Genomic DNA, 16,750 nt, shown 5'->3' with positions numbered 1-16,750 from the left:
GTACGCGTACTTGCAAATCAAGCAGTGCGCACAGGTTGCCGCAGTGTTACCAGTTCCTCGGCCATGACCGGGTGAACGGCAACTGTGCGGTCGAAATCTTCCTTGGTTGCACCCATCTTTACGGCAATCCCCGCCAGCTGGATCATCTCGCCCGCGCCCGGCGCAACGATATGACAACCCAGCACCTTGCGGGTGGCCTGACTGACGATCAGCTTCATCAAGACACGCTGCGTCCCGCCTGCGAATGCCTTCTGCATCGGCTTGAAAGAAGTTGCATAGACCTCGATCGGTTCCTGCGCCGCGGCTTCTTCCTCGCTGAGGCCCACGGTGCCGAATTCCGGCTGGGTGAAAATCGCGGTTGGGATCAGTTCGTGATCCACGGGTGTCGGGTTGCCTTTGAACACGGTTTCGACAAAGGCCATGCCTTCGCGGATCGCAACTGGTGTCAGGTTCACGCGGTCGGTCACGTCACCGATGGCATAGATCGACGGCACTCCGGTCTGGCTGTATTCATCCACCACGATCTCGCCCTTGCGGCCACGTTCAACTCCGATTGCTTCAAGGCCCAGGTTGTCTGCATTTGGAGCGCGCCCGGTAGCGTACATGACCACGTCAAAAACCTGTTCCGTTCCGTTGGTGGCCTTGACCCAGATTTTGTCGCCTTGCTTTTTCATCTCAAGCACGTTTGTACCAAGGTGCAGATCAATGCCGTTCTGGCACATCTCCTCGCTGATCAGGCCGCGTGCTTCTTCATCGAACCCGCGCAGGATTTGCGCACCTCGATAGAACTGAGTGGTCTTCACGCCCATCCCGTTCATGATCCCGGCGAATTCGCTGGCAATATAACCACCGCCGACGATCAGGATGCTTTCGGGCAGCTTCTCCAGGTGGAATATCTCGTTTGACGTGATAGCCAGGTCCGAGCCCGGAAACTGGGGCACGACCGGACGGCCACCAGTGGCGACAAGAATGTGCTTGGCCGTCTTGCGGGTTCCATCGGCCAGTTCGACCGTATGCGCATCGACCACATGGGCGCGCTGATCAAAGCTTTCGACGCCGTTGTTTTTTAAGATGTTGCGATAGATGCCTTCCAGTCGGTCCAGCTCGGCATAAAGCTTGCTGCGGAAGATGTCCCAGTTAAACGCACCAGGTTTGACATCCCAGCCATAGGCCTGCGCATCGTTGACCATATCCGCGTATTCACTGGCAAAGACCATCAGCTTTTTGGGCACGCACCCTCTGATGACGCAGGTCCCGCCGTAACGGTCCTCTTCGGCCAGTGCCACTTTGGCGCCGTTCTCACCGGCTGCCACACGTGCCGCGCGGACCCCGCCCGAGCCGCCTCCGATGACGAACAGATCATAGTCAAAGCTCATCCTGAGTTCCTTTATTTCGTCAGGCCAAAATTCGATGATTATCTGGGGTCGAAAGACGCGCTGCCAACCCTTTTAGGTGTGTAAACTTTACTTAAGGCAGTGCCACCAAGTGTGGTTTGCGCATCTGTCGTGGCGTCAATTTCAGGTCTCAATCGGCCAAATCCGAGAACAGATTGTCGCCACTCTCAACCAACTGGTCCAATTCGGTGGTGCCAGCATTGATATCGCGCAGTTCAACCCGGCCATCGCCATGGCCGATCACAACCTTGTCGCAGATGTCGATGAACAGTCCATTTTCGACCACGCCCGGCACCTGATTGAGCACCAATGCCAACTGGCGCACGTTACCGATACGCTGCAGGTGCAGGTCCAGAATGTGGTTGCCCTCGTCGGTCACAAAAGGCGCCTCACCGTTCATCCGCAGCATCGCCGAGTTGCCCAGAACATCCATCGTGTCCAAGGCCTCTTGGATCAGGGTCCGCGTGGTTTGCCAGCCAAACGGGATCACCTCGACCGGCAAGGGGAACGCACCCAGCGTTTCGACCTCTTTGCCGGCATCGGCGATCACCACCATCTGATCGCTGGCGGTTGCCACGATCTTTTCCTGCAGATGCGCGCCGCCGCCGCCCTTGATCAGGTTTAGCTCACCATCGAACTCATCAGCGCCATCGATGGTCAGGTCCAGCCATCCGGCCTGATCCAGCGAGACCACCTCGATTCCGACCTCGCGGGCCAGTTGCGCGGTGCGGATCGAGGTCGGAACCCCCTTTAACCGCAGCCCCTCGGTCTGCACCCTCTCACCCAATCGGCGCACCATCCAGGCGGCGGTCGATCCGGTCCCCAGCCCGACACGCATCCCATCCTGAACCATATCGGCGGCACGGCGGGCGGCGACAAATTTGGCTTTGTCGATGGGGGACATATCTCGGGTCATGGCAGCGTTTCCCTGTATTGCTGCAGGGTTTATACGGAATGCAATCGCCAACTGCGAGAGCCAAATCGACCCACTGGCGCGCAAACATATCTCGAAAATACGCGTTTCCGATTGGAAACGTCGCAATCGAGGCTTCCTGTGTGGTTCCGGCGATGTACATAGATTTTATGAACGCGCCGTATCGTCTGCACTATGCCCCCGACAACGCCTCTCTGGTGATCAGACTGGCGCTGGAAGAAATGGGCCTGCCTTATGATGCTGTATTGGTGGACCGCCGCCGGAACGAGCAAGACAGTGCGGCCTACCGGCTGTTGAACCCGAACGGGTTGATTCCGGTGCTGGACACCCCACAGGGACCAATCTTTGAAACGGCGGCCATCCTGTTGTGGCTGGCTGATATGCATGGGCACCTTGCCCCGTCGCCCGAAGCCCCAGAACGGGCGGCATTTCTGAAATGGCTGTTCTTTGCATCGAACACTCTGCACGCGGACCTCCGCATTCTGTTCTACGCCGAGAAATACATCGACGCCGCGCAGGCCGACAATCTGCGCGCCGGTATCCGCCCGCGCCTGCGCCGACATTTGCAGGTATTGGATTCTGAGGCGGAGAACGCACCAACCTGGCTGCACTCTGAGCAGCCCTCGGTTCTGACCATTTATCTGGCCTGCCAGATGCGGTGGATGGCGCTGTACCCCGCCAGCGCCGACCGCAGCTGGTTTCAGTTGTCGGATACCCCTCATCTGCAAGCGATCCTGACACGGCTTGAAAACCGCCCCGCAACCCAAGCCGCAATCGCAGCCGAAGGGTTGGGGGTTACACCATTCACATCCCCGAGTTACGCTACTCCTCAAGAAGGCTCAGCTACCTGACATGTTTCTATCTGTCTTCGATATGTTCAAAGTGGGCATCGGCCCGTCTTCGTCTCATACCATGGGGCCGATGGTGGCCGCCGCGCGTTTTCTGGACATGATGCGCGCGTCCCCGTTCGAATTTACGGGGCTACGCGGCTCGCTGCATGGATCGCTGGCTTTTACAGGGGTCGGTCATGCCACCGACCGTGCCACCATTCTGGGATTGGCCGGATTTGTGCCCGACACCTATGACAATGATAAGGCCGAGGCCGCACTGGCCGAGATTTCCGAGACGCACTCGGTGACGCCCGAAGGGTTGCCGACGCTGCAGTTCAACCCAAAGGCCGATCTGATCTTTGATTATGAAAACAATCTGCCCGGTCACGCCAACGGCATGATCTTGATGGCCACCGACGCGCAGGGCGATGTGATCCTGCGGCAGGTTTACTACTCGGTCGGCGGCGGCTTTGTCCTGACCGAAGAGGAACTGGCCGAGGGCAAAGACACCAATGACGGCCCGCCCGTGCCCTACCCGTTCAAATCGGCGGCAGAGATGCTGGAGATGGCAAAAGCCAGCGGCAAGAGTATCGCCCAGATGAAACGCGAAAACGAAGTCGCGCGCGGCTGCCCGATCAGTTTCGCCAAGGGTACTGCACGCCTTTGGGAAGTCATGAACGACTGCATCGAACGCGGCCTGAAAACCGATGGCATCCTGCCCGGCGGCCTGAATGTGCGCCGTCGCGCCAAGGGCATTCACGATGCTCTTCTGTCTGAACGAGGCATGAACCTGAACGCGCCGCACACCATCAATGACTGGATGAGCGTCTATGCCATGGCGGTGAACGAGGAAAACGCTGCCGGCGGACAGGTCGTCACTGCCCCCACCAACGGGGCCGCAGGAACGATGCCTGCGGTTTTGCGCTATTATCTCGACCACGTTCCCGGTGCTTCGGAAAGCCATATCGAAGATTTCCTGCTGACCGCTGCCGCCATCGGCGGTCTGGTCAAATACAACGCCTCGATCTCTGGCGCAGAGGCTGGGTGTCAAGCCGAGGTCGGCAGTGCCTCGGCCATGGCTGCGGCAGGTCTGTGCGCCGTGATGGGCGGCACACCGGAACAGGTGGAAAACGCCGCAGAGATTGCATTGGAGCATCATCTGGGCATGACCTGTGACCCGGTCAAAGGACTGGTGCAGGTGCCTTGCATCGAGCGCAACGGGCTGGCGGCGATCAAGGCGGTCTCGGCCGCCTCGCTGGCGCTGCGCGGTGACGGTCAGCATTTCGTGCCGCTGGACGCGGCGATCGAAACCATGCGCCAGACCGGGCATGATATGCACGAAAAGTACAAGGAAACGTCTCTGGGTGGCCTGGCGGTGAACGTACCCAACTGCTGACGCTATAAAAGGAGGGGATATCATGCGGGGTCATTGTCTGTGCGGCGCCATACGATACGAGGTTAATCCTCCGACCCTGTCCTGCGTCACCTGCCATTGCGACAGTTGCAGACGGCAGTGTGCAGCTCCGATAACGACCTATTTCGGCGTACGCGACGGCCAGTGGCGCTGGACCGGCGACGCGCCGAAAACCTTCAACTCCTCCCCCGGGGTCGAGCGCAGCTTTTGCCCGAACTGCGGTACGCCTATGTCATTCCGCTCACAATCGATGTCGGGCGTGTTGCACCTGTACGTGGCGACACTAGAGGACCCGAGCCAGTTGGAACCCACGTTGCACGTGGCGCATGAGGAAAAGCTGCGCTGGCTGAAACTGGGTGACGACCTGCCCACCTGCATCGGGCCCGACTATACCAAGGTCCAGCCCCTGCCCTAAGCGCGGTCCGCAGCAAGGCGATCTGCCCCGACATCAATCAGCGCGAGCGGGCCAGCGCCGAGTCTGACTCGACAGAAATGCCTGAATGACCTGATCCAAAGCTTCGCGCGGGACCATCACCAACAGTCCCGGCCCGTCCACGGTCAGTTCCACATCCGCCATGACCCGGTTGGACGTACCAACGCGGCCATTCGGTTCCAGCACCAGATCGTCGATCGGCCACTCCAACCCGGTGCAGTGGCCGGTTACGCGCTGAAACGGAAACAATGAAATCACATCGCCGGGCGTAAGGTTTAACCCGATCTGCGGGGGCGCGTGGAAAACAACCTCATGCTCTCCTAACAGGATGCACGGCCGATCCCGCAACCGTACCAGAGCATTGAGCACTGCCATCTGGTGATCCAGCCGACCGCCGAGAAACCCGATCCCCAGCACAAGGGGGGCGTCGATGCTGCGCAGGGCCTTGTCGAAATCCGTGCTGTCCTGTTCACGTATCGGAAACAGGCGGTCTGCGGGTATCCGGTCAAGATACGTGCCGCTCAGCGAATCAAAGTCACCGATCACCGCGTCCGGCATCCGCCCCGAATCCAAAATTGGAATCGCTCCGCCATCCGCTGCCACGACAGTATTGACGCGAACAAGCATCAGATTCAGGTCGTCGGGACCGATTTCACCACCCCCGACCAGCCCGATTGGCGCCTCAGAGAGCACAATTTGGATATTTTTTTGAAGATTGATCATTTTTCCCGGATTTGGACACATTGAGACCACAAAATGATAGGTTCATGCTGAGAGTTGCGAGCCATGGGTGTGCCCTTCGCCGGGTGAATGGCTCTTGTAGTTTGTAAAGGACGTGCGTCTGATGGTACAGAATAACAAAGTATTAACCGTCTCCTATGGAACCTTCTCGTGCACTTTAGAAGGTTTTGACGATTCCTTTGAGACGATGAAAGCGATTACGGAATACTTTCGCGATCTTGCCGCCGATGATCGGTTTTTCGGTTCTGAACCTCCGCAACCTGACACAGAAATGCTGACGAAAATCGCGCAGCGCGACGCGTCCCGCAAGGTCGAAGCCAGCCAGAGCGACGCTGGCCTGCTGATCCGTGCCACAAACGAACCCGCAACCAACACGCCGGACCTTAACATTATCAACACTCCCCCCCCCTCGCCCCCCACTCACCCCGTGTTCACCGACGCCGAAGCCGTCGAGGACGCGCCTCCCCCTGCCGGTGACAGCATCGCCGCCAAGCTACAGCGCATCCGCGCCGTCGTATCCCATTCCGAGGAAAACTCGGTCATTTACACCGAGGACGAGGAAACGGCCCTGATGAAAAGCACGGCTGGTCCGTCAGACGCGGTCGCCGCGGCTTTTGCGGCCGGTTCGCTGAACCCGACCGATCTGGAAACCACCGAAGAGGTCGACGCACTTTCCGAAACATCCGAAGCTGAACCGGCAATGTCAGAGGCCGAAGAGCCAGCCGCTCGGCCCTTGGCAATCAAACCGGAGTTCTCGGCCGTTGAAGTCGAGGGCGAGGTCGAAGAATCTGCCGCTCCAGCTCTGGAAACCCAACCCGAAACTCCGGCTGTGGCAATAGAGGAAGAAGTCGAAGATGAAGCGACCGCACCGGATGCCTTGTTCTCTGATCTCGACGAGAGCGACGAGAGCGAACCCGAAGGCGATGAGGTGACCAACATACTCAGCGATGCCGGCGCTGACGCAGACCCCGTTGAGGCCACTCCTGAAGGTGTCATGACGGAAAAGGACGAGATCCTTCTGCTGGATGAGATTTCCAGTGTGGAATCCATCTTGGCCGATAGTGCCGGCACCTCGGGCGCAGAGAAGCCGGACTTGGAACATGATGTTTCGCGCCTGATGGACAAGGTCGGCGAGCATCTGGACAACCCGGACACAAGCAACAATCGCGAAGCCTACTCTCAGTTGCGTGCAGCGGTTGCGGTAACCGAGGCCGAACGCAGTGAAAAAGGTCAGACCGATCAGAAGGATGGTGATCAAGACTACCGCGGCGATCTGTCCTCGGTCGTCAGCCCGCGCCGTCCAGAAGTTGAAGTCACCAGCAAACGCCCGACCAATGATACATCGGCGCCGCTCAAGCTGGTGGCTGAGCAGCGCATTGACAACCAGACCAAGGATGCCGGACCAGTGACCCCCCGTCGCGTGACATCCGAGACCGAGGACGAGGAAGGTGCTGCGGAAGAAGGTGGATTTGCCCAGTTCGCTCAGGAACAAGGTGCGCAATCACTGCCGGATTTGCTGGAAGCGGCGGTCGCCTATCTGTCCTTCATCGAAGGGCAGGAGCAGTTCTCGCGACCGCAACTGATGAACAAGATTCGGTCGCTCAAGCAGGATGAATTCAATCGTGAGGAAAGCCTGCGTTCGTTCGGTCAGTTGCTGCGCGACGGCAAGATCGAAAAGGCAGGCGGCGGGCGTTTCGCAGCCTCGACGCAGATCGGGTTCCGCCCGGATGACGCGCGCGCCGCAGGTTAATCCCAACTAAACCAATTGACGATGGGCCGGAGATTTCTTCGGCCCATTTTTCTTGCACAAAAGTATCGCTTTTCCCTTTTTCTTCTTTTGCAGGCGCGCCCGCTATGCCGCAGCGCAGAAAAATGGTACGGTCAGGCGTAGGGTGACAGCTTATCCAGCTCCCGTTCAAACAAGGGCCACACCATGTATGAACTGCCTATTCGACGCCTCAGAGTATACGACAGATCAAAAATAGAGAGTCATTTCAACAGCCTGGACACCGAAGCTCTGACATCACGATTTGGTGCTCCGGTCAGTGCCGCATTTGTCCAGACCTATTTGTCCAATATGTTTGGCAACGCGGCATTGATCTTCGGCGCTTTCCCGGATTCCTATCTGCGCGGCGTGGGGGAGTTGCGCGTTCTGCCGGATAATCAAGCGCATGTGGCCGAGGCCGCTTTTACTGTCGAAACCCCGTGGCAGGATCGCGGCATCGGGGATGCTCTGTTTTCGCGGATAATAACAGCAGCCCGGAACCGCGGAATTCGAGAAGTGCACATGGTCTGCCTGGCCACCAACCAGAAAATGCGCCGCTTGGCCGCAAAGCATGATGCAGACCTGAACCTGGTGACAGGGCAGATTCAGGCAACTCTGACCGCTCCCTGGCCTACCCCGCTCAGCGTTGCTGAAGAGATTTCCGGCGAGTACCACGCAATGGCGCGCGCAATCCTTAGCTGGCCCGGGCCGGATCGGAATCCGGGGTGAACTGTCCCAAGCTGTCGCTCCGGGCAGCGTCCGGACCTGTTACTCTAGCGGCTGATCCGGATCTTCTTTGCCGACGCCTTTGAACACGAATTTGAACGGCAGCGCCCAGACAATACCCAAAGCGATGTAGACCAGCAGTTCCAGCCAGATCGGCGGGCGGTCGAGCCAATTCACAATTGTAACAACCGCCACGATATAGACCGGCAGCCCGATCAACAGCAGCACCAGCGACCAGCGGCGCCGGGCCTTGTAGCTGAGGCCGGTCTTTCTGTCGTCACTCATCAGTCAGCAAACGGGTCAGTCACCAGAATGGTGTCGTCCCGCTCCGGGCTGGTGGACAGAAGGGCTACGGGGCATTCGATCAGTTCTTCGACGCGGCGCACATATTTGATCGCGTTGGCAGGAAGGTCAGCCCAGCTGCGCGCGCCTTCTGTGGATTCGCTCCACCCCGGCATTTCTTCGTAAATCGGCGTGCAGCGCGCCTGCTGATCGGCCGCAGTGGGCAGATAGTCCAGGCGTTCACCATCCAGCTGATAGCCGACACAGATCTTCAGCGTCTCAAACCCGTCCAGTACGTCCAGCTTGGTCAGAGAAATCCCGTTCACGCCACTGGTCGCACAGGTTTGGCGCACCAGGCAGGCATCGAACCAACCACAGCGACGCTTGCGCCCGGTAGTGGTGCCGAACTCATGCCCGCGCTCACCGAGGCGCTGGCCGTCTGCATCGTCCAACTCGGTCGGGAACGGGCCTTCACCCACACGGGTCGTGTAGGCTTTGACGATGCCAAGAACGAAATCGATCGACCCCGGACCAATACCTACACCTGTTGCCGCCTGACCGGCGATCACGTTGGACGAGGTAACAAACGGATAGGTGCCAAAATCGATATCCAGCAACGCGCCCTGTGCCCCTTCGAACAAGATGCGTTTGCCCGCCTTGCGTTTCTCGTTCAAAACCTTCCAGACCGGAGCGGCAAAGGGCAGGATTTGCGGCGCGATTTCTTTCAACTGAGCAATCAGCGAGTCCCGGTCTACAGGTTCGATCCCCAATCCCTTGCGCAGGGGATCATGGTGCTGCAATGCACGGTCCACGCGGGCCTCAAGCGTGGCCTCGTCGGCAAGATCAGCGACACGAACAGACCGGCGCCCTACCTTGTCTTCGTACGCTGGGCCTATGCCACGGCCAGTGGTTCCGATCTTGGTGCCTTTGCTGGCGGCCTCTTCGCGTGCGCGATCCAATTCACCATGGATGGGCAGGATCAACGGCGTATTCTCGGCGATCATCAGCGTTTCAGGCGAGATATCGACGCCCTGCGCGCGGATGGTTCCAATTTCCTTGATCAAATGCCACGGGTCCAGCACAACGCCGTTTCCGATGACGCTCAGCTTGCCACCGCGCACCACGCCCGAGGGCAGCGCATGCAGCTTATAGACCTCACCGTCAATGACCAGCGTATGACCGGCATTATGCCCGCCCTGAAAACGCGCGATCACGTCCGCTCGCTCGCTGAGCCAGTCGACGATCTTGCCTTTTCCTTCGTCACCCCACTGGGCGCCGACAACAACCACATTGGCCATATCCGGTCCTTTTGCGCTGAATTACCAAACTCGGCTCGTATAACGAGGACAAAGCGACAGGGAAACCGGTATTTCGCCGCAGATAGGAACCGCGCTGCGCATGGTGCCACGGGCTGGGACACTATTGGCCAGATGAATAAAGTACACCCAGTTCATCTGACCCCAAAATATCCCGGCAGAGTCGCCCGGGAAGTGCTGCGGGGGCAGCCCCCTAACCGCTTGTGGCCAAACGCACGGGCTTCCCATGAGGTGTTGTCAGGTAAGCTTCTTCCCACGCATTTCTATAGTGCACGACTTCCCCCGCAACCGCTGCGCCCAGTTCGTCTAGCAACTGCTCGAGAGTGACCAGCCACGCATGGAAATAGTCGTTGCCTCCGTCCAGATCCCGTTCCAGCCCGTGGCGCCTTAGCGTCTGCGAAAAACGTGCGGCCCAGTCGGGCCAATCGAAGCGCCCAGCCTCGTTCAAGGCCACGGTTACCGCGAACACGTGGGCGTGCCAAGGTTCGGCAAAAACAGGTTCAGGTGCGGAATAATTGGCGCAATCGTTCATGCAGGTTCCAGGTAGCTTTGCCAAAGGTCCAGTACGACTTCGTCCTTTGGGTTTTCCGGGTCCGCCCACAATTCCGAAGCAGGAAAGACTACCGCATAGAGCGGCTCTGGTGCCTCGCCAAACCCGTGCGCATTCGAGTCCGGCAGCACATGCGTGCCGTGCCGCCGCATGATCTTCCCCATCGCACCAGATGCGTAAATCGGCAGGCGCGTATGCCCGCCATCAACCAGTCGATTGGCGGCCGGGTGCAGGGTGCGTACACTCTGCCCAAGCTCGTACCGCGCAGGTATATCTGACGACCGATCTGCAGGCCCGCCCTTGGCAAGGGCCGCAGCAACAGATTCGGCTTTCAGAACGCGGGTCGACAATGGATGCACATCGTCCGAACTTGCCCCGGACAGATCATCCACAGTCAGAACACCCGATTCCACAAGCAGATCAGCAAGGCCCGATATCCATTTTTCATAATAGGAAAACCGCGCGTAGTCCTTGGGCGACAATCTTTCGCGCGCATGGCGCAAGACGTCGATATTCCATTGCCCCAGAAACCCGGCGGCCAACGTCACCGCCAGCGCCCGTTTGTGCCAGTCCTCGGTAAAGACCGGAGCATCTGTAGCCTCGGGCTTTACCGCGCCATCGCCAAAGCGGCCGCCCATATCGTGCACACGAGTCACGAGAGAACCCCGGGCAGGCCCGTGCCGATCATGCTGTCACGGGTAACGAGAGCAGCCAGATCATCCTCGCCCAGCCCATCGGTGTCTTCGGGGCGCATGGGCAGCACCAGATAACGAATTTCGGCGGTTGAATCCCAGACGCGAACAGCCGTCTCGGGCGGCAGCGTTACCCCAAATTCGGCGAGAACCTTGCGCGGCTCTCGCACGGCGCGGGCCCGATATGCGTCGGACTTGTACCAACCCGGCGGGATACCCAGCAAAGGCCAAGGGTAGCAACTGCACAGGGTGCAGACGACCATGTTGTGCAAGTCGGGCGTGTTTTCCACGGCAACGATATGTTCGCCCTGACGGCCGTAGAATCCGAGATCAGCGACAACCGGTGTTGCGTCTGCCAGCAGAGCTTTCCTGAATTCCGGATCTACCCATGCTTTTGCAACGACACGCGCGCCGTTCTGAGGACCGATCCTGTTCTGATAGGTGTCGATGATCTCATCTAACGCAGCCGGGTCGATCAACCCTTTGCGGGTCAGAATCGTCTCAAGCGCCTTGACGCGCAGCGCAGGGTCAGGCGGCAACAAGGCGTGCGGGTGTTCGGGATCGTCATGCGGCATGGGTCGCAGCCTGCGTCAGCAATTGCCCACCTGTCCAGTCTCTTTGATGTGATATGGCCCATCACATGTTATGATGCGAACTCATCCCTTGCCCCCGCTGGCAAACTTGCATAAGTACCACGCGATACACGCCACGCTGTACAGGACCACCATGGAAAACGTCGTTCTCATCATCCACCTTCTCTTGGCTCTGGGCCTGATCGCCGTTGTTCTGATGCAGCGGTCCGAAGGCGGTGGCCTGGGTATGGGCGGTGGCGGCGGTGGCGCCATGACAGGCCGCGCGGCGGCAACCGCGTTGGGGAAAGTCACATGGATTCTGGCGGCGTGCTTTATCGTCACCTCGATCACGCTGACAATTCTGGCGGCGCAGAAATCCTCGGGCAGCTCGGTGATCGACCGTCTGGGCGTTCCTGCCCCGGCAGCGACCGAAGAGAGCACACCGGCAACAACCCCGTCGGCGGATGATCTTCTGCCTCCGGCTCAGGGCGACAATGCGCCGCTGATCCCTCAGGCCGACTGATTCACTACACTTAGAAATCTGAAAGAGGGCTGCAACAGCATCTTGCGGTTCTCTTGCGCTATGCGCGCGAATCCTTTATACGTGAAGTCCCGTGATGCAGCGGTTTTTCGGAGCCGCCGGGCAGCTGATTTTGACGTCTCACGGGAGCAGCCGAAAACATGGCGCGTTTTATTTTCATCACTGGTGGTGTGGTTTCGTCCTTGGGCAAAGGACTGGCATCGGCGGCCTTGGGAGCACTGTTGCAAGCCCGGGGATATTCGGTGCGGTTGCGCAAGCTGGACCCCTACCTGAACGTCGATCCGGGCACAATGTCGCCATTTGAACACGGCGAGGTGTTTGTCACCGACGATGGCGCTGAGACCGATCTGGACCTTGGGCACTATGAGCGTTTCACCGGAGTGGCGGCGCGCAAGACCGACTCGGTCAGCTCGGGGCGGATATATTCGAACGTGCTCGAGAAAGAGCGCCGCGGCGATTACCTGGGCAAGACCATTCAGGTGATCCCGCACGTCACAAACGAGATCAAGGATTTCATCGCCATTGGTGAAGATGAAGTCGATTTCATGCTCTGTGAAATCGGCGGCACCGTCGGCGACATCGAGGGCCTGCCCTTCTTCGAAGCCATCCGTCAGTTCAGCCAGGACAAGCCGCGCGGGCAGTGCATCTTTATGCACCTGACGCTGCTGCCCTACATCAAGGCATCCGGAGAACTGAAAACCAAGCCGACCCAGCACTCGGTAAAAGAGCTGCGTTCGATCGGCCTGGCCCCCGATATTCTGGTTTGCCGGTCCGAAGGTGCGATCCCGAAGAAAGAGCGCGATAAGCTGGCCCTGTTCTGTAACGTCCGCCCCGACAGTGTGATTGCGGCGCAAGACCTGAGCACCATATACGATGCCCCGCTGGCCTATCATCGCGAAGGTCTGGATCAGGCGGTTCTGGACGCGTTTCAGATCAGCCCGGCCCCCAAACCGGACCTGGCCAAATGGGAAGACGTCAGCGACCGTATCCACAACGCCGAAGGCGAAGTGAAGGTGGCCATCGTCGGCAAGTACACCCAGTTGGAAGACGCTTATAAGTCGATCGCCGAGGCGCTGACTCATGGCGGTATGGCCAACCGGGTCAAGGTCAAGGTCGAGTGGGTCGATGCCGAGGTTTTCGACACCGAAGACGCTGCACCGCATCTGGAAGGTTTCCATGCAATCCTCGTACCTGGTGGGTTTGGCGAGCGCGGCACCGAGGGCAAGATCAAGGCTGCGCAATACGCCCGCGAGCACAAAGTGCCTTACCTGGGAATCTGTCTGGGTATGCAGATGGCGGTGATCGAAGCTGCCCGCAACGTCGCAGGCATCGCGGAAGCGGGGTCCGAGGAATTCGACCACGAAGCCGGCAAGAAACGCTTCGAACCAGTCGTGTATCACCTGAAGGAATGGGTACAGGGCAGCCACAAGGTCGAGCGCAAAGTGGGCGACGACAAAGGCGGCACCATGCGTCTGGGTGCATACAATGCGGTGCTGACCGACGGCTCGAAAGTGGCCGAGGTTTATGGCGGCACTCAGATCGAAGAACGCCACCGTCATCGCTATGAGGTCGACATCAAGTACCGAGAAAAGTTGGAAAAGGCGGGCCTGAACTTCTCGGGCATGTCGCCGGACGGGCGTTTGCCGGAAATAGTCGAATGGTCGGATCATCCGTGGTTCATCGGTGTGCAATATCACCCGGAACTCAAGTCCAAACCGTTCGATCCGCACCCCCTGTTCCGCGACTTCGTGCGCGCTGCGAAGGACAGTTCGAGACTGGTCTGATCGCGAACCAGTCACCGCAATGTGACGGCGGGTGCAAAAAAACCTATACGCGCCCGTCCTTTCCACGGTTAACTGTCCGCAACCCAGCGACAGGAGGCCGTCCATGACCAGTCAGATCACCCAAGCGGAGACATTTGCAGCCCTGCACAAAAAGGGCGAGCCGGTCATTCTTTACAACATCTGGGATGCAGGCAGTGCCGGTGCTGTGCGTGATGCCGGGGCCAAGGCGATTGCAACTGGCAGCGCTCCGGTCGCGATGGCGCAAGGGTTCGGTGATGGCCAGAATATCCCAATAGATACCGCCCTGGACAACGCGCGCCGGATCGTCGCGGCGGTTGATCTGCCGGTGACGCTGGATTTCGAAGGGGCTTATACCGAGGATGTGCTGGGCGTAGCCGCAAATGTTCAGCGCGCGCTGGAGACCGGTGTAATCGGCTTCAACTTCGAAGATCAGATTGTTGGCACCAGCAACCTCTATGACATTGAAACGCAGGAAGCCCGCGTCAGGGCCATGCGCGAAGGCTGCGATGCCGCCGGTATTCCCGCCTTTATTAACGCCCGCACGGATATCTTCCTGAAGGCCAAGCCGGAAACCCACTCCGACGCCATGTTAGACGAGGCGATTGCCCGGGCCAAAGCCTATGCCGATGCCGGTGCCAGCGGCTTCTTTGCGCCGGGACTGAAGGACGAGGCAATGATCGCAAGATTGTGCGAATCGACCATCCTGCCGGTCAACATAATCGCCCTTCCCGGCACGCCCGATACGGCCACTCTAGCCGGGTTGGGTGTGGCACGGATCAGCTATGGCCCCGTTCCGTATCGGCTGATGCTGGGATGGCTGCAAGAGCAGGCGAAACAGGCCATTCAGGCCGGTTGATCCTTTCGCCCGGGGATCATGCTCAGCGTGTTTTTGCCGCTTTGGGAAACCCACCTCTAATTTGCTGCTATGACAGGTAGTCCGCGCTTGGCGGGCTACAAAATATGGAATATCCTCACGGCATGTTGAAGAAGTTCTTGCAGGCTTTTCGCCCACCGCAACACGACACCCTTGCTGACCCGGATGCCGAACTGGCGCTGGGGGCGCTTATGGTGCGCGTGGCGCAGGCGGATCGGGATTATAAGCTTGAGGAAATCAGCCTGATCGACCGTATCCTTGCCCGGCTGTATCAGCATAATGCGATCGAGGCCGCCAAGGTCCGCGCCACCTGTGAAAAGCTGCACGCAGCCGCGCCCGACACCGACACGTTCGGCAAGCTGATCCGAGAAACCACCGACCTGCACGAACGTCTGGCCGCGCTGGACGCCTTGTGGGAGGTTGTTCTGGCCGATGGCAATTCCGACGAGGGCGAAATGAAGATCGTGGAAGAGGCGCGTGTTGCCATGGGGCTGAGCTATAACGACAGCCAAGCCGCGCGTGAACGGGTGCAAAGGCGCTTGGAAGAGCGTTAGTCCCCCTCTATATCTAATTCATGTTCAGTGATTTTTTGGCCCGGCTGACACAGCCCGCCCCCGATCCGCTTGCCGATGATGATGCCCGCCTTGCCCTGACGGCCCTGCTGGTGCGCATTGCGCGGTCCGACAACGACTATGCCGACACCGAGATGGCCCGAATCGACAAGATTTCCGCCGAACGCTATGGTCTGTCTCCGTTCGAGGCCGCCGCCCTGCGCGCCCGGGCCGAGGATCTTGAGGCCGAAGCCCCCGACACAGTCCGCTTTACCCGCGCGATCAAGGAAGCCATTGCCTATGACGACCGGCTCGCCGTGGTGCAGGCGATGTGGTCAGTTGCACTTGCCGACGGGCACCGCACCGGCGAGGAAGACTCGCTGTTGCGACTAGTGGTCAGCCTGTTGGGCGTCAGCGACGTGGATTCTGCTCTGGCCCGCCAAAAGGCTGCCAAATCGTGATCGCGATGCTGGGCATGTATGACATGCCCGCGCTGCAACCGGCGAATGACCGGTTCTGGACGTTGATTCGAAACCACCTTGGGTATGGCCCCGACCACCTGACCCGAGATACGGATGTCTGGCACGTCTGGCTGAACCCCGAGTTGACCTTTGCCCAGACCTGCGGAATGCCCTATCGCACCCGCCTTCACGGCAAGGTTCAACTAGTCGGAACGCCCGACTACGGGTTGGCAGGCTGCCCGCCCGGCTATTACCGATCCATTTTTGTTTCTCGTCAGGATGACTCCCGCGATCTTGGTCAGCTGGCGAGGGGCACCTTTGCCTATAACGAGAATCTGTCACAATCGGGCTGGGCGGCGCCGATGGTTCATCTTGAAACGCGCGGCCAGCAACCCAACGCCATCATCGCAACCGGTGGCCATGCGCAATCGGCATACGCAGTCGCAGAAGGTAAGGCAGATTTCGCCGCTCTGGACGCGCTGACTTGGGAACTGCTCAAGGCACACACCAACCTTGGCGCGGTACTGCGCGAAGCCGGAAACACGGTCCCGACACCCGCCCTGCCCTATATCACCGCCACGGGCCAGGACGCCGCTGCAATCGCCCGTGCCGTTCGCGCCGCGATTGGCGACCTGCCACAGCCAGATCGCGAATTGCTTCATCTTCGCGGTCTGATCGACATCCCGGCGGGTGACTACCTGTCGGTTCCAAATCCGTCTCAGGTTTAGACAACCGGGCTTGCTTGCTGACCGATTTGGTCAATACCTATGGTCAATTTGGCCGTTTCAGCCCCCGATGATGTCAATTGCGCATTGCATTGCCCCGATTTTTAAGCCCTAGTACCGCACCAACACAGACAACACATGGGC

The 16,750-nt window shown here is 59.2% G+C and carries 19 protein-coding genes; 11 read left to right on the top strand and 8 right to left on the bottom strand.

The annotated features are described in order from the left end of the window. Positions 1-17 precede the first annotated feature (17 nt). Together gor and rpiA are read right to left on the bottom strand one after the other, a co-directional pair. Positions 18-1,376 carry a glutathione-disulfide reductase gene (gene gor / locus ACR1XY_RS02345; RefSeq protein WP_480589590.1) on the bottom strand — a complete coding sequence of 453 codons (1,359 nt, stop codon included), beginning with the start codon at positions 1,374-1,376 and terminating at the stop codon, positions 18-20. Between the two features lie 148 nt (positions 1,377-1,524). Continuing rightward, positions 1,525-2,310 carry a ribose-5-phosphate isomerase RpiA gene (rpiA, locus tag ACR1XY_RS02340; RefSeq protein WP_480589589.1) on the bottom strand — a complete coding sequence of 262 codons (786 nt, stop codon included), beginning with the start codon at positions 2,308-2,310 and terminating at the stop codon, positions 1,525-1,527. Between the two features lie 167 nt (positions 2,311-2,477). On the opposite strand from rpiA, the gene ACR1XY_RS02335 reads away from it, so the two are divergent. From ACR1XY_RS02335 to ACR1XY_RS02325, 3 genes are read left to right on the top strand one after another with little or no spacing between them, the layout of a single operon-like run. Then, positions 2,478-3,179, top strand: a complete 702-nt coding sequence (locus ACR1XY_RS02335) for a glutathione S-transferase family protein (RefSeq protein WP_480589873.1) — start codon at positions 2,478-2,480, stop codon at positions 3,177-3,179. A gap of 1 nt (position 3,180) precedes the next feature. Next, positions 3,181-4,554 (top strand): L-serine ammonia-lyase, encoded by a 1,374-nt coding sequence (locus ACR1XY_RS02330; RefSeq protein ID WP_480589588.1) that lies wholly within the window; start codon positions 3,181-3,183, stop codon positions 4,552-4,554. 22 nt (positions 4,555-4,576) lie between these two features. Continuing rightward, positions 4,577-4,987 (top strand): GFA family protein, encoded by a 411-nt coding sequence (locus ACR1XY_RS02325; RefSeq protein ID WP_480589587.1) that lies wholly within the window; start codon positions 4,577-4,579, stop codon positions 4,985-4,987. Positions 4,988-5,020: 33 nt separating this feature from the next. Here the strand turns inward: ACR1XY_RS02325 and ACR1XY_RS02320 are convergent, their stop codons facing one another. Continuing rightward, entirely contained in the window at positions 5,021-5,728 is a 708-nt protein-coding gene (locus tag ACR1XY_RS02320; protein ID WP_480589586.1) for a thiamine diphosphokinase, read from the bottom strand. Between the two features lie 121 nt (positions 5,729-5,849). Between ACR1XY_RS02320 and ACR1XY_RS02315 the strand changes: the two genes are divergently transcribed. Continuing rightward, the gene (locus ACR1XY_RS02315; RefSeq protein ID WP_480589585.1) at positions 5,850-7,496 is read left to right on the top strand and encodes a hypothetical protein; all 1,647 of its coding nucleotides are present in this window, start codon (positions 5,850-5,852) and stop codon (positions 7,494-7,496) included. A 183-nt stretch (positions 7,497-7,679) separates the two neighbouring features. After that, positions 7,680-8,240 carry an N-acetyltransferase family protein gene (locus ACR1XY_RS02310; RefSeq protein WP_480589584.1) on the top strand — a complete coding sequence of 187 codons (561 nt, stop codon included), beginning with the start codon at positions 7,680-7,682 and terminating at the stop codon, positions 8,238-8,240. Between the two features lie 39 nt (positions 8,241-8,279). Here ACR1XY_RS02310 and ACR1XY_RS02305 read toward each other — a convergent pair whose 3' ends face one another. The 5 genes from ACR1XY_RS02305 to nthA form a co-directional block, all read right to left on the bottom strand. Further along, positions 8,280-8,522: a DUF2842 domain-containing protein gene (locus ACR1XY_RS02305; RefSeq protein ID WP_480589583.1), complete on the bottom strand. Its 243-nt coding sequence runs from the start codon at positions 8,520-8,522 to the stop codon at positions 8,280-8,282. Beyond that, on the bottom strand, positions 8,522-9,817 hold the full coding sequence (locus ACR1XY_RS02300; RefSeq protein WP_480589582.1) for an adenylosuccinate synthase: 1,296 nt from the start codon (positions 9,815-9,817) through the stop codon (positions 8,522-8,524). Before ACR1XY_RS02300 ends, ACR1XY_RS02305 begins: the two co-directional genes overlap by 1 nt. A 211-nt stretch (positions 9,818-10,028) precedes the next feature. After that, a complete protein-coding gene (locus tag ACR1XY_RS02295) occupies positions 10,029-10,367 on the bottom strand; it encodes a nitrile hydratase accessory protein (RefSeq protein ID WP_480589581.1) in 339 nt (112 codons plus the stop codon). After that, the gene (gene nthB / locus ACR1XY_RS02290; RefSeq protein WP_480589580.1) at positions 10,364-11,041 is read right to left on the bottom strand and encodes a nitrile hydratase subunit beta; all 678 of its coding nucleotides are present in this window, start codon (positions 11,039-11,041) and stop codon (positions 10,364-10,366) included. Before nthB ends, ACR1XY_RS02295 begins: the two co-directional genes overlap by 4 nt. Further along, positions 11,038-11,652, bottom strand: a complete 615-nt coding sequence (gene nthA, locus ACR1XY_RS02285; protein WP_480589579.1) for a nitrile hydratase subunit alpha — start codon at positions 11,650-11,652, stop codon at positions 11,038-11,040. The genes nthB and nthA overlap by 4 nt, the downstream gene beginning before the upstream one ends. A gap of 151 nt (positions 11,653-11,803) precedes the next feature. Here nthA and secG point away from each other — a divergent pair, with 151 nt between their 5' ends. The 6 genes from secG to ACR1XY_RS02255 all read left to right on the top strand — a co-directional run bounded on the left by secG (position 11,804) and on the right by ACR1XY_RS02255 (position 16,609). Next, positions 11,804-12,172, top strand: a complete 369-nt coding sequence (gene secG, locus ACR1XY_RS02280) for a preprotein translocase subunit SecG (RefSeq protein WP_480589578.1) — start codon at positions 11,804-11,806, stop codon at positions 12,170-12,172. Between the two features lie 158 nt (positions 12,173-12,330). Continuing rightward, positions 12,331-13,974 carry a CTP synthase gene (locus ACR1XY_RS02275; RefSeq protein WP_480589577.1) on the top strand — a complete coding sequence of 548 codons (1,644 nt, stop codon included), beginning with the start codon at positions 12,331-12,333 and terminating at the stop codon, positions 13,972-13,974. Between the two features lie 103 nt (positions 13,975-14,077). Beyond that, a complete protein-coding gene (locus ACR1XY_RS02270) occupies positions 14,078-14,851 on the top strand; it encodes an isocitrate lyase/PEP mutase family protein (protein WP_480589576.1) in 774 nt (257 codons plus the stop codon). Between the two features lie 122 nt (positions 14,852-14,973). Continuing rightward, positions 14,974-15,423 (top strand): tellurite resistance TerB family protein, encoded by a 450-nt coding sequence (locus tag ACR1XY_RS02265; protein WP_480589870.1) that lies wholly within the window; start codon positions 14,974-14,976, stop codon positions 15,421-15,423. Between the two features lie 20 nt (positions 15,424-15,443). Beyond that, positions 15,444-15,881 (top strand): tellurite resistance TerB family protein, encoded by a 438-nt coding sequence (locus tag ACR1XY_RS02260; RefSeq protein ID WP_475210207.1) that lies wholly within the window; start codon positions 15,444-15,446, stop codon positions 15,879-15,881. A 5-nt stretch (positions 15,882-15,886) separates the two neighbouring features. Then, the gene (locus ACR1XY_RS02255; RefSeq protein WP_480589868.1) at positions 15,887-16,609 is read left to right on the top strand and encodes a phosphate/phosphite/phosphonate ABC transporter substrate-binding protein; all 723 of its coding nucleotides are present in this window, start codon (positions 15,887-15,889) and stop codon (positions 16,607-16,609) included. The last annotated feature ends 141 nt before the right edge of the window (positions 16,610-16,750 follow it).

The sequence above is a fragment of the Ruegeria sp. AD11(2025) genome (assembly GCF_056542405.1).
The sequence above is the reverse complement of the archived record's forward strand: the minus strand, read 5'-3'. Positions and strand labels throughout refer to the sequence as shown.